This is a genomic window from Streptomyces sp. NPDC030893, from assembly GCF_055571535.1.
This window is the reverse complement of record NZ_JBVIFC010000020.1, coordinates 18924-31259: the sequence shown is the minus strand read 5'-3', so window position 1 is coordinate 31259 and position 12336 is coordinate 18924. Positions and strand designations below refer to the sequence as shown.

Here is a 12336-nt window from a genome sequence, read left to right as displayed (position 1 = left end):
GGGGAGCCCTTCCTGAGAGTTATGCACAGGACTCGGGGCGCCGTTGACGCGTGCCGCGCCGACTGCCAGATTCGCCGGTGTGACGGGTCTGAGCGGTGCGCGGGAGCGCCGGGTGCGTACGGGCGGGGTGGAGCTGTGTGTCGCCGAGCTGGGCGACCCCGGGCGGCCGACGGTCGTCCTGGTGCACGGCTATCCGGACAGCAAGGAGGTGTGGTCCGGGGTCGCGTCCCGGCTCGCGGACCGGTTCCACGTCGTGGCGTACGACGTCCGGGGCCACGGCCGGTCGACTGCGCCGCGTCCGCTGCGCGGCGGGTTCACGCTGGAGAAGCTGACCGACGACTTCCTGGCCGTCGTGGACGCGGTCGGCGCGCGGCGGCCGGTGCATGTGGTGGGGCACGACTGGGGCTCGGTGCAGGCCTGGGAGTTCGTCACGGTCGGGCGCACCGAGGGGCGGATCGCCTCGTTCACCTCGATGTCGGGGCCGTCGCTCGACCACTTCGGGCACTGGATCGGGCGGCGGGTCGGGCGCCCGACCCCGCGCCGGGTCGGTCAGTTGCTGGGGCAGGGCGCCAAGTCCTGGTACGTGTACCTGCTGCATACTCCCGTGCTGCCGGAACTGGCCTGGCGGGGGCCGCTCGGCAAGGCCTGGCCCCGCATGCTCGAGCGGGTCGAGAAGGTACCCGGTGACGGCTATCCGACCCCGTCCCTGCCGTCGGACGCGGCACACGGTGCCTGGCTCTACCGGGACAACGTGCGCCGCCGGCTGCGCGCTCCGCGCGCCGACGCGTACGCGCACGTGCCCGTGCAGCTGATCACCCCCCTGGGGGACGCCTTCCTCTCGGAGCGGCTCTCCGAGGATCTGGAGCAGTGGGCGCCGCGGCTGACCCGGCGGACGCTGCCCGCGAAGCACTGGGTGCCGCGCAGCCGCCCCGACCAGCTCGCCACCTGGATCTCCGACTTCGTGACGGCCGTGGAGGAGGGCCGGGAGCAGATGTCGGCGGCGGGCCGGTACGCCGACCGGTTCGGCGGGCAGCTGGTCCTGGTCACGGGGGCGGGCAGCGGCATCGGGCGGGCCACCGCGCTCGCGTTCGCCGAGGCGGGGGCGCGCGTGCTGGCGGTCGACCGGGACGCGGAGTCCGCGGCGCGCACCGCCGGGGAGGCACGCCGGCGGGGTGCGACGGCGGCCTGGGCGGAGACAGCGGACGTGTCCGACGAACAGGCCATGGAGAAGCTCGCCGAGCGGGTCGCCGTCGAGTACGGCGTGGTGGACGTCCTGGTGAACAACGCGGGCGTCGGGCTGGGCGGGTCCTTCTTCGACACCACCGCGGAGGACTGGAAGAAGGTCCTCGACGTCAATCTGTGGGGGGTGATCCACGGCTGCCGGCTCTTCGGGAGGCGGATGGCCGAGCGCGGGCAGGGCGGGCACATCGTCAATGTGGCGTCGGCGGCGGCGTTCCAGCCGTCCCGGGCGCTGCCCGCCTACAGCACGTCCAAGGCGGCGGTGCTGATGCTGAGCGAGTGTCTGCGCGCGGAGCTGGCGGGGCGGGGGATCGGGGTGACGGCGGTGTGCCCGGGGTTCGTCAACACGGCGATCACCTCCACCGCGCGGTTCGCGGGCACGGGGGCGGAGGAGGAACGGCGGCTGCGGGAGCGGACCGCGCGCCTGTACGGCATGCGCAACTACCCGCCGGAGAAGGTCGCCGCGGCGATCCTGCGGGCGGTGGTGCGCGACGAGGCGGTGGTGCCGGTCACCCCGGAAGCCCGGACGGCGTACGCGCTGGCGCGGTGGATGCCGGGTGCGCTGCGCAGGATCGCGCGGGTGAAGCCGCCGCTGTGAGGCGGCGGGGCGCGGGCCGGGTCCGGGGTCCGGGGCCCCGCGGATCGGGGCCCATTGTCCACAGCGCCCCTCAATTCACCTGTGGATAACCGTACTTGGCTGTGGATCAAACCTCCGGAGCAAAAACGATCGCGTGACACGCGTCTCTCCCGGCAGTCTGGTCGGATGGACGAAAGACGGACCGTCAAGGTGTCGAAGTACCTCTCCAGGCATCTGCGCCATCAGCCGGAGAGGATCGGGATCACGCTCGACGAGGGCGGCTGGGTGGAGATCGGGACGCTGATCGCCGCGGCGTCCGCGCACGGTTTCCGGTTCACCCGGGAGGAGCTGGACCATGTCGTCGCCACCAACGACAAGCGGCGCTTCGCCGTGGAGGGCACCCGGATCCGCGCCAGTCAGGGGCACAGTGTCGAGGTCGATCTCGGACTGCCGGAGGCCGCTCCGCCGCCGTACCTGTACCACGGCACGATCGCCCGGAATCTGGAGGCGATCCGCGCCGAAGGGCTGCGGCCCATGAACCGGCACGCGGTGCACCTCTCCGCCGACCGTGAGACGGCGACCCGCGTGGGCGCCCGCCGGGGACGGCCGGTCGTGCTGTCCGTGGACGCGGGCGCCATGCACCGTGACGGGCACGTCTTCCACGTCAGCGCGAACGGCGTGTGGCTGACCCCCGCCGTACCGGGCCGGTATCTGCGTTTCCCCGCCGGCCACTGAGGCCTCATGATCAGAGGTATGGACCACTTGCCCAGCACCGAGGCCGCCGTCACCGCACTCCGGGCGCTCGCCCGCGCCTACGAGCGTGAGATCGAGGTCAGCCATGACATCGGCGCGGACCAGACCTCGCGCCGCACCGCGGCGGGCGTCGGCGTGACCACCGACCCCGACGGCTCCCTGCCGCACGAGGCCCACGTCGAGTTCGGCGGACTGCCCCGGGTGAGGGTGCGGCTCTACCCCGACGACGACACGCTGATCGACGTCGAGGGCGTGGAGTGCCCCGACATCCCCCGCGACGACGTACCGGCCTTCCTGCGCTCCCTCTTCGACGGGCACGCGTACGTCAGGGCACGGCGTTTCCCGCCGGGCTACTTCCTCATCGTGCCCTTGCCGGGGGACAGGACGCACAAGGAGTTCATGCCCATGCTCACTCTCACCCCCTGGCTGAGCGCACGGGTGCGGTGACGCGCTACGGGACCAGTGACGCGCCCGGGCACGGTGACGCGCACGGGCGACGTTTCACGTGAAACCCGTGGCGGCGCATAGGCTCGATGCCATGAGCCTGCGCCTGAGCACCGTGATCCTCCCCTATCGCCGCTGGCACGAGGGCAGTCGTTCCGCCTGGATGCGCGCCGAGGAACTCGGCTTCCACACGGGCTACACCTACGACCACCTGTCCTGGCGCAGCTTCCGGGACGGCCCCTGGTTCGGCGCGGTCCCGACCCTCACCGCCGCCGCCGCGGTCACCGACCGGATGCGCCTTGGCACCCTCGTGACCTCGCCCAACTTCCGGCACCCGGTCACCCTCGCCAAGGAGCTCATCACCCTCGACGACGTCTCCGGCGGGCGCGTCACGCTCGGCATAGGAGCGGGCGGCACCGGCTTCGACGCCACCGCGCTCGGCCAGGAGCCGTGGACCCCGCGCGAGCGTGCCGACCGCTTCGCCGAGTTCGTGCCACTGCTCGACCGGCTCCTCTCCGAGGACGCGGTGTCGTACGAGGGCGACTTCTACGCGGCGCACGAGGCACGCAACATTCCGGGCTGTGTGCAGCGGCCCCGGCTGCCGTTCGCGGTGGCGGCCACCGGCCCGCGCGGACTGCGGCTCGCGGCGCGCCACGGGCAGGCCTGGGTGACCACGGGCGACCCGCGGCTGTACGAGAACGGCACGCCCGAGCAGTCGGTTCAGGCCATTCGCGGCCAGGCGGAGAAGCTGGCCGACGCCTGCGCCGAGCTCGGCCGGGACGTGTCCGGAATGGACAGGATCCTGCTCACCGGATTCACCCCGGACCGGAGCCGGCCGCTGGAGTCCCTGGACGCCTTCGTCGACTTCGCGGGGCGCCATGCCGAACTGGGCTTCACCGAGATCGTGATCCACTGGCCCGTCCCGGACTCGGACTTCGCCGCGGACCAGAAGGTCTTCGAACGGATCGCCATGGAAGCTCCGGCGCAACTGCGCTGATCAACCACCGGTGACGACGATAACCACTCAGATGTGCGGAGTCCCGCACGATCGTGCGGGCATATGCGGGACAATGGCGGGGTGATCTCAGCGACCCGACAGCCCGAGCCCCCGGCAGCCGCCGTCCCGCCGCGGCTCATCGCCACCGACCTCGACGGCACCCTGCTGCGCGACGACAAGTCGGTGTCCCCGCGTACCGTCGCCGCGCTGGCCGCCGCCGAGGAGGCGGGAATCGAGGTCTTCTTCGTCACCGGCCGCCCGGCCCGCTGGATGGACGTGGTCAGCGACCATGTCCACGGCCACGGCCTCGCCATCTGCGGCAACGGCGCGGCCGTCGTCGACCTGCACGGCGGCCCCGGCGCACACCGCTTCGTGAAGGTCCGCGAGCTGCCCCGCAAGAACGCGCTGGACGCGGTACAGCTCCTGCGCGATGCCGCCCCCGGCACCGTGTACGCCGTCGAGCAGACCTACGGCTTCAACCAGGAGCCGGACTATCCGAAGCTGCACATGGAGGTCCCGGACACCCTCGCTCCCGCCGAGGACCTGCTGCATCCGGACTCGCACACCGCCGGCGAACCCGTGCTCAAGATCCTCGCCCACCACCCCACGCTCGACCCCGACGCCTTCCTCACCCTGGCCCGCCTCGCCATCGGCGACCGAGCCAACGTCACCCGCTCCAGCCCCAGCGCGCTGCTGGAGATCAGCGGCCCGGAGGTGTCCAAGGCCAGCACCCTCGCGCTGTGCTGTGCCGAGCGGGGCATCTCGCACGAGGAGGTCGTCGCCTTCGGCGACATGCCGAACGACGTCGAGATGCTGAGCTGGGCGGGCCGCTCCTACGCGATGGGCAACGCCCACCCGGACGTCATCGCCGCCGCCTCGGGCCACACGGTCGCCAACAACGACGACGGGGTGGCCGTGGTGATCGAACGGCTGCTGGACGGGCGGCTGTAGCCGCTCACAGCGACACCCCGTGCCGGGCCAGCCACGGCACGGGGTTCACCGCCGACCCCATCTCGGGCGTGACCCGCACCTCGAAGTGCAGGTGCGGCCCCGTGGAGTTGCCGCTGGTGCCGGACTGACCGATCCACTGCCCGGGGGTGACCCGCTCGCCCTGGTCCACGGCGACGGCGGCGAGATGGGCGTACTGGGTGTAGTACCCGCCCGCGTGCTGGACCACGATCTCGATGCCGAAGGCCCCTCCGCAGGACACCTTCACCACCTTGCCCGCCCCCACGGCCCGCACCGGCGTGCCGATCGGCACAGCGAAGTCCTGCCCGGTGTGCCGGTTCGCCCACCGCGCGCCGCCGCTGCCGTAGGAAGCGGACAGCTCGTACGTCTCCACCGGCGCCACCCAGCGGGTGCTGAACCGCGTCTCCGGCTGGTCCAGCCGGACCGCCCCGCGGCAGGCGCCGGCCGCGACCGAGGCGTCGGCCTGCCCCTGGAGCTCCCAGCGCGCCGCTTCGAGCTTCGCCTCGATGCCCTCCTTCAGCGCGGCGAGCTCGGTGTTCCGCTGCTCCAGCTTCTTCCACGCCGCCGCGGCCCGCGCCTCGTCACGGGCGAGCCGGGCCTCGGCCCGCTCGCTCCTGCCGATCGCCTTGTCCAGCGACATCTCCGCCTTGCGCACCTCCCGCTGACCGCGCATCAGCTCATCGGGGTCGTCGGCGAGCAGCATGTGCGCGGTGAGCGGCAGCCCGCCGCCGTCCCGGTACTGGGAGCTGGCGATCCGGCCCAGGTCCTCGTGCAGGCCGGCCATCTCCCGCCGCTCCCGGTCGAGCCGCTGTTCCAGTTCGTGTGCCCTGGACCGCTGCTCGTCCGCCTCGCGGCGGCCGGCCTCGTACCGCTCGGTCGCCGTGGCCGCTTCCTCGTACAGCCGCGCCACCTCCGCGCTGACGCCGGAGACCGCACCATGACCGGGGGTGTGGGAGCCGTCGCCGTCGGCGGGCCGGGCGGCGAGCACGGCGAGCGCGCACAGCGGCACGGCGACGAGCAGCGGATGGCGGCGGATGAGGCGCATGACTGCGATCCTCGCGCCGCCCCGGCGCCCGGTCCCGTTCATGTCGTACACATGGGGGAGCACGGCCCCCGGACGGACCACCGATACCCCCGAACAGCGGCAGGAACCGCCGGGCTTGACGGCCTGTCAAGCCCGGTGGTGGCGACCGGTGCCGGGCGCGGTCCCGGACCTAACGGGCCGCCACCAGCAGCTCCGTTTCCTCCTCGCGGCGGGCCATCGTCCGCAACGGCCCGTCCTCGGCGGCGAGTTCTGCGTACGTCCCGCGCTGCACCACCCGTCCCTCGTCCAGCACGACGACCTCGTCCACCGCCTCCAGACCGGCCAGCCGGTGCGTGATGAGCAGCGTCGTACGGCCCTCGGTGGCGGCCAGCAGATCGGCGGTGAGCGCGTCGGCGGTGGCCAGGTCGAGGTGTTCCGCCGGTTCGTCCAGTACCAGGACGGGGAAGTCCGCGAGCAGCGCCCGGGCCAGCGCCAGTCGCTGCCGCTGACCGCCGGACAGCCGCGCCCCGTGCTCGCCGACGAGCGTGTCGAGCCCTTCGGGCAGGCCGTCGGCCCACTCCAGCAGCCGGGCCCGGCCCAGTGCGTCGCGCAGTTGGTCCTCGGTGGCGTCCTTCCTGGCGAGCAGCAGGTTCTCCCGTATCGAGCTGTTGAAGAGGTGCGCGTCCTGCGCGCACAGTCCGACCAGCCGCCGTACTTCGTCGCCGTCCAGGGCGCGTGCGTCCACACCGGCCAGCGTGTACGAGCCGGCGTCCGGGTCCAGGAACCGCAGCAGCGCCTGGGCGAGCGTGGTCTTGCCCGATCCGGAGGGGCCGACCACCGCCGTGCGGCGGCCCCGTTCCAGGGTCAGGTCGAGTCCGGCGAGCGCGTCCCGGTCCTGACCGGCGTGCCGGGCGGTCAGCCCCTTGACCACGAGCGGGAACGGCGAGACGGGTGCCTGACGGGGCGTCTCCGGCTCCCGTACGGGCACCGGGGCGTCCAGCACCTCGTACACGCGCTCGGCGCTGCGGCGCACCCTCTGCCGGTGCTGCACGGCGAGCGGCATCCCGAGGACGGCCTCGAACGCGGCGAGCGGGGTGAGGATCACGACGGCCAGGGCCACACCGTCCAGCCGGCCGGTGGCGACGGCCCGGACACCGACGAGCGCGGCGGCGGCGACGGTCAGGCCGGAGATCAGCGCGATCAGCCCGTCGCCGAGCGCGGTGGCGGTGGCGGCGCGCGCGTCGATCCGGGTGAGCGTGCCGTCGGCCCGCCGTACCCCGGCGGCCCGTGCGGGCAGGGCACCGGCGACGGTCAGCTCCGCGGTGCCGGTGAGCAGATCGGTCACCCGGGTCGCGAGGGCACCGCGCGCCGGTGCCAGCCGGCGTTCCGCACGGCGGGCCACCACACCGGTCAGCAGGGGCACGCCGACTCCCGCGGCGAGCAGCCCCGCAGCGAGTACGGCCCCGGCCTCGGGCAGCAGCCATCCGGTGAAGCCGACGGACAGGGCGGAGACGGCGACGGCGGCGCCGGCCGGCAGCAGCCAGCGCAGCCAGTAGTCCTGGAGCGCGTCCACGTCGGAGACCAGCCGGGAGAGCAGGTCGCCCCGGCGGACGCCGCGCAGTCCGGCGGGCGCCAGCCGCTCCAGGCGCCGGTACACCGCGACCCGGGTGTCGGCCAGCATGCGCAGCACGGCGTCGTGCGACACGAGCCGCTCGGCGTACCGGAACACGGCCCGGCCGATGCCGAAGGCCCGGGTCGCCGTCACGGCCACCATCAGATACAGCACGGGCGGCTGCTGGGAGGCCCGGGAGATGAGCCACCCGGACGTCGCCATGAGCCCGACCGCGCTCCCCAGGGCGAGGGTGCCCAGCAGCAGCGCGAGGGTGATCCTCCCCCGGCGGGCGCCGGACATCGCACGGACGCGGGCGAGTACACGGCCCGGGACCGGTTCCGTGCCGTCGGGCGCGACGGGTCCGCCCTCCGGGACGGGGCCGCTCTCGACGGCCGGCGCGTGACCGGCCGCCCGGGCCGCCCCGGATTCTCCGTGACCGCCGGTGGAGGCCGGTTCGGCGAGCCGGACCACCCGGTCCGCGACGGCCAGCAGCGCCGGCCGGTGCACCACGAGCAGTACCGTCCGTCCGGCCGCCAGCCGCCGCACCGCCGCCACGATCCCGGCCTCGGTGGCCCCGTCCAGCGCGGCCGTCGGCTCGTCCAGCAGCAGGACGGGCCGGTCCGCGAGGAAGGCCCGGGCCAGGGCGAGCCGCTGCCGCTGGCCGGCCGACAGTCCCGTTCCGTCCTCGCCCAGCACGGTGCCGGCGCCCTCCGGCAGCGCGTCCACGAACTCCAGCGCGCCCGCGTCCCGCAGGGCACGCCGTACGGCGTCGTCGTCCGCGTCGGGCCGGGCCAGCCGTACGTTCTCCGCGATCGTCCCGGCGTACAGGTGCGGCCGCTGCGGCACCCAGGCGATGCGGCTGTGCCACTCGGCGAGATCGAGTCCGGCGAGGTCGGCTCCGCCGATCCGCACCCGTCCCCCGGCGGGCCGGACGAATGCCAGCAGTGCGTTCAGCAGGGTCGACTTGCCCGCCCCGCTCGGCCCGACGAGCGCGACCGTCTCCCCGTGGGCGACCGTGAAGGACACGTCCGTCACGGCGTCCGCGGACCGGCCCGGGTAGCGGACCGTCACGTCCTCGAAGGAGACGGCGCCCGTGGGCACGGCGCCCGTTCCCGTGTCGGGGACGGGCGTCTCCAGCACGGAGAAGATCTCCTCGGCGGCCCCGAGGCCCTCCGCCGCCGCGTGGTACTGGGCCCCCACCTGCCGCAGCGGCAGATAGGCCTCCGGCGCCAGGATCAGGATGAGCAGACCGGTGTAGAGATCCATGTCGCCGTACACGAGCCGCATGCCGATGGTCACGGCGACCAGGGCCACGGAGAGCGTGGCGAGCAGTTCCAGCGCGAAGGAGGAGATGAAGGCGATCCGCAGCGTCCGCATGGTGGCCCGCCGGTAGTCGGCGGTGATCCGCCTGATCGACTCCGCCTGGGCCTTGGCCCGGCCGAACACCTTGAGCGTGGGCAGCCCGGCGACGACGTCCAGGAAGTGGCCGGACAGCCGGGACAGCATCAGCCACTGCCGGTCCATCCGGGACTGGGTGACCCAGCCGATCAGCACCATGAAGACCGGAATGAGCGGCAGGGTACCGACGATGATCGCCGCCGAGACCCACTCCTCGGTGACGATCCTCGCCAGCACCGCGACCGGTACGACCACGGCGAGCCCCAGCTGGGGCAGATAGCGCGAGAAGTAGCCGTCGAGGGCATCGACTCCCCGGGTCGCCAGGGCGACCAGCGAGCCCGTGCGCTGTCCACCCAGCCATCCCGGGCCCAGCGCGGTCGCCCGCTCCAGCAGCCTCCCCCGCAGCTCCGACTTCACCGCGGCGCTCGCCCGGTGCGCGGCCAGTTCGGTCAGCCAGCCGACCAGTCCGCGGCCGGCCGCGACGAGGACGAGCAGCGCCAGAGGAGTGCCGAGCGCACCGGCGGACAGACCGTCCTCGAACGCGCCCACCACGATCTCGGCGATGAGCATGGCCTGGGCGATGACCAGCACCGCGCCGACCACGCCCAGGCCGACCACCGCCACCAGGAAGCCCCGGGTGGCACGGGCGTACCGGAGCAGTCGCGGGTCGATTGGTTTCACGTGAAACACACCTCAGTGCACGGGGCCGGCGATGTGCTGGGTGCCGATCCGCTTGCGGAACACCCAGTACGTCCAGCCCTGGTAGACCAGCACCACCGGCATGGCGATCACCGTGAGCCAGGTCATGATCTTCAACGTGTAGGGGCTGGACGAGGCGTTGGTGACGGTGAGGCTCCAGTCCGCGTCGAGCGTGGACGGCATGACGTTCGGGAACAGCGCCAGGAAGAGCATGGCCACGGCGGCCACGATGGTGACGCCGGACAGGGCGAACGACCAGCCCTCGCGTCCCGCCCGGTTCGCCAGCAGGGCGGCGACCAGCGAGGCGACCGCCACGGCCAGCGCGACCAGGCTGGTGCCGTCCCCCTTGTCGGCCTGCGTCCAGAGCAGGAACGCCGACGCCAGTACGGCGGTGACCAGACCCACGCGCAGGGCGAGGGCCCGCGCACGTTCCCGGATCTCACCGACCGTCTTGAGGGCCGTGAACACCGTGCCGTGGAAGGTGAACAGCGTCAGGGTGACCAGGCCGCCCAGCAGGGCGTACGGGTTGAGCAGGTCCACGAGGGTGCCCACGTACTCGAACTCGGCGTCGATCTTCACGCCGCGCACGATGTTCCCGAAGGCCACGCCCCACAGGAACGCCGGGATCAGCGAGGTCCAGAAGATCGCCGTCTCCCAGTTGCGCTGCCAGTTCTCCTCCGGCCGCTTCACCCGGTACTCGAAGGCGACACCGCGGATGATCAGGCAGATCAGGATGGCCAGCAGCGGGAGGTAGAAGCCGGAGAAGAGCGTGGCGTACCACTCGGGGAAGGCGGCGAAGGTGGCACCGCCGGCCGTGAGCAGCCACACCTCGTTGCCGTCCCAGACGGGGCCGATCGTGTTGATCAGCACCCGCTTCTCGGCGCGGTCGCGGGCGAGCAGCCGGGTGAGGATGCCCACCCCGAAGTCGAAGCCCTCCAGGAAGAAGTAGCCGATCCACAGGAAGGCGATCAGGACGAACCAGACGTCGTGCAGTTCCATGACAGTGCAGCTCCCTCGGCCTAGTACGAGAAGGCCATCGGCTTGTCGGCGTCACGGAGGTCGCCGCCGAGCTTCGTGGGCGGGTTGAGGTCGGACTCGCTGAGCTCCGGCGGGCCGGCCTTGACGTACTTGGCGAGCAGCCTGACCTCGATGACGGCAAGAACGGCGTAGAGCAGGGTGAAGACGGACATCGAGATGATGACCTCGGCCGTGGACACACCGGGGGAGACGGCGTCCTCGGTCCGCATCACGCCGTAGACCACCCAGGGCTGCCGGCCCATCTCGGTGAAGATCCAGCCCCAGGCGTTGGCGATCAGCGGGAACGCCATGGTCCACAGCGCCAGGCGCCAGTAGAGCCGGGTGAGCCGGGAGCCGAGCGGCTTCCTCAGCAGCACCAGGTGCGGGACCTCGTCCTCGCCGGTGCGGTGGGCGGCCGGAAGCAGGAACCTCTTGCGGGTGAGCCAGAGTCCGAGCAGGCCGACCGAGAAGGACGCCATGCCGAAGCCGATCATCCAGCGGAAGCCCCAGTAGGCGACCGGGACGATGGGCTTGTAGTCGCCGGGGCCGTACTTCTCCTGCAGGGCCTCGTTGGTGTCGTTGATGCCGGGCACGTACGACTCGAAGTCGCTGTGCGCGAGGAAGGACAGCAGTCCGGGGATCTCCAGGGCGACCTTGTTGTGGCCCTCGTCGACGTCCCCGTAGGCGAACACGGAGAAGGGTGCCGGCTCCTCGCCGTCCCACAGGGCCTCTGCGGCGGCCATCTTCATCGGCTGCTGCTCGTACATGACCTTGCCGAGGGTGTCGCCGCTGATCGCGGTGAACAGTCCGCCGACCGCGAGGGTGACCAGGCCGAGGCGGAGGGAGGTGCGCATCACGGGGATGTGCTTCTTGCGCATGAGGTGGAAGGCGGCGATGCCCACCATGAAGGCGCCACCGGTCAGGAAGGCCGCCGAGAAGCTGTGGAAGACCTGGTTGAGCGTGGTGTTCTGGGTGAGCACCAGCCAGAAGTCGGTGAGTTCGGCGCGGCCCTTCTCCTCGTTGATGCGGTAGCCGACCGGGTGCTGCATCCAGGAGTTGGCGGCGAGGATGAAGTACGCCGACAGCAGGGTGCCGATCGAGACCATCCAGATGCAGGCCAGGTGGATCTTCTTGGGCAGCTTGTCCCAGCCGAAGATCCACAGGCCGATGAAGGTGGACTCGAAGAAGAACGCGATCAGGGCCTCGAAGGCGAGCGGGGCACCGAAGACGTCACCGACGAACCGCGAGTAGTCGGACCAGTTCATGCCGAACTGGAACTCCTGCACGATGCCGGTGACGACGCCCATCGCGATGTTGATCAGGAAGAGCTTCCCCCAGAACTTCGTGGCCCGGAGGTACTTCTCCTTCCCGGTGCGCACCCACGCGGTCTGCAGCCCGGCGGTGAGGGCGGCCAGCGAGATCGTCAGGGGAACGAAGAGGAAGTGGTAGACGGTGGTAATACCGAACTGCCATCGCGCCAGGGTCTCCGGCGCCAGAGCCAGATCCACGTCGTCGCTCCTTACTCAGCGGTGGTCACAGCGACCGCTTGCTCCCGTTCGTACCGCCACATCTCGGGAAAACGGGATGCGCTTGTGAACGCGTTCACA

General features: G+C 72.1%; 9 protein-coding genes. 5 read left to right on the top strand and 4 right to left on the bottom strand.

Features of this window, described 5'->3' with window-relative positions; translation table 11 throughout:
- Nucleotides 1-79: 79 nt before the first annotated feature.
- The 5 genes from ACZ434_RS28745 to ACZ434_RS28725 all read left to right on the top strand — a co-directional run bounded on the left by ACZ434_RS28745 (nucleotide 80) and on the right by ACZ434_RS28725 (nucleotide 4961).
- Nucleotides 80-1837, top strand: a complete 1758-nt coding sequence (locus ACZ434_RS28745; protein ID WP_468460888.1) for an SDR family oxidoreductase — start codon at nucleotides 80-82, stop codon at nucleotides 1835-1837.
- Between the two features lie 165 nt (nucleotides 1838-2002).
- Nucleotides 2003-2551 carry an RNA 2'-phosphotransferase gene (locus tag ACZ434_RS28740; protein ID WP_468460886.1) on the top strand — a complete coding sequence of 183 codons (549 nt, stop codon included), beginning with the start codon at nucleotides 2003-2005 and terminating at the stop codon, nucleotides 2549-2551.
- Nucleotides 2552-2569: 18 nt separating this feature from the next.
- Entirely contained in the window at nucleotides 2570-3016 is a 447-nt protein-coding gene (locus tag ACZ434_RS28735; protein WP_468460884.1) for a hypothetical protein, read from the top strand.
- 91 nt (nucleotides 3017-3107) lie between these two features.
- Nucleotides 3108-4010 (top strand): LLM class flavin-dependent oxidoreductase, encoded by a 903-nt coding sequence (locus ACZ434_RS28730; protein WP_468460882.1) that lies wholly within the window; start codon nucleotides 3108-3110, stop codon nucleotides 4008-4010.
- Nucleotides 4011-4073: 63 nt separating this feature from the next.
- Nucleotides 4074-4961, top strand: a complete 888-nt coding sequence (locus tag ACZ434_RS28725; RefSeq protein ID WP_468460880.1) for a Cof-type HAD-IIB family hydrolase — start codon at nucleotides 4074-4076, stop codon at nucleotides 4959-4961.
- Between the two features lie 4 nt (nucleotides 4962-4965).
- Here ACZ434_RS28725 and ACZ434_RS28720 read toward each other — a convergent pair whose 3' ends face one another.
- The 4 genes from ACZ434_RS28720 to ACZ434_RS28705 form a co-directional block, all read right to left on the bottom strand.
- The gene (locus ACZ434_RS28720) at nucleotides 4966-6024 is read right to left on the bottom strand and encodes a M23 family metallopeptidase (RefSeq protein WP_468460878.1); all 1059 of its coding nucleotides are present in this window, start codon (nucleotides 6022-6024) and stop codon (nucleotides 4966-4968) included.
- Nucleotides 6025-6193: 169 nt separating this feature from the next.
- On the bottom strand, nucleotides 6194-9694 hold the full coding sequence (gene cydD, locus ACZ434_RS28715; RefSeq protein WP_468460876.1) for a thiol reductant ABC exporter subunit CydD: 3501 nt from the start codon (nucleotides 9692-9694) through the stop codon (nucleotides 6194-6196).
- 12 nt (nucleotides 9695-9706) lie between these two features.
- Nucleotides 9707-10711 carry a cytochrome d ubiquinol oxidase subunit II gene (cydB, locus tag ACZ434_RS28710; RefSeq protein WP_468460875.1) on the bottom strand — a complete coding sequence of 335 codons (1005 nt, stop codon included), beginning with the start codon at nucleotides 10709-10711 and terminating at the stop codon, nucleotides 9707-9709.
- A 20-nt stretch (nucleotides 10712-10731) separates the two neighbouring features.
- Nucleotides 10732-12237, bottom strand: a complete 1506-nt coding sequence (locus ACZ434_RS28705; RefSeq protein WP_468460873.1) for a cytochrome ubiquinol oxidase subunit I — start codon at nucleotides 12235-12237, stop codon at nucleotides 10732-10734.
- Nucleotides 12238-12336 lie beyond the last annotated feature (99 nt).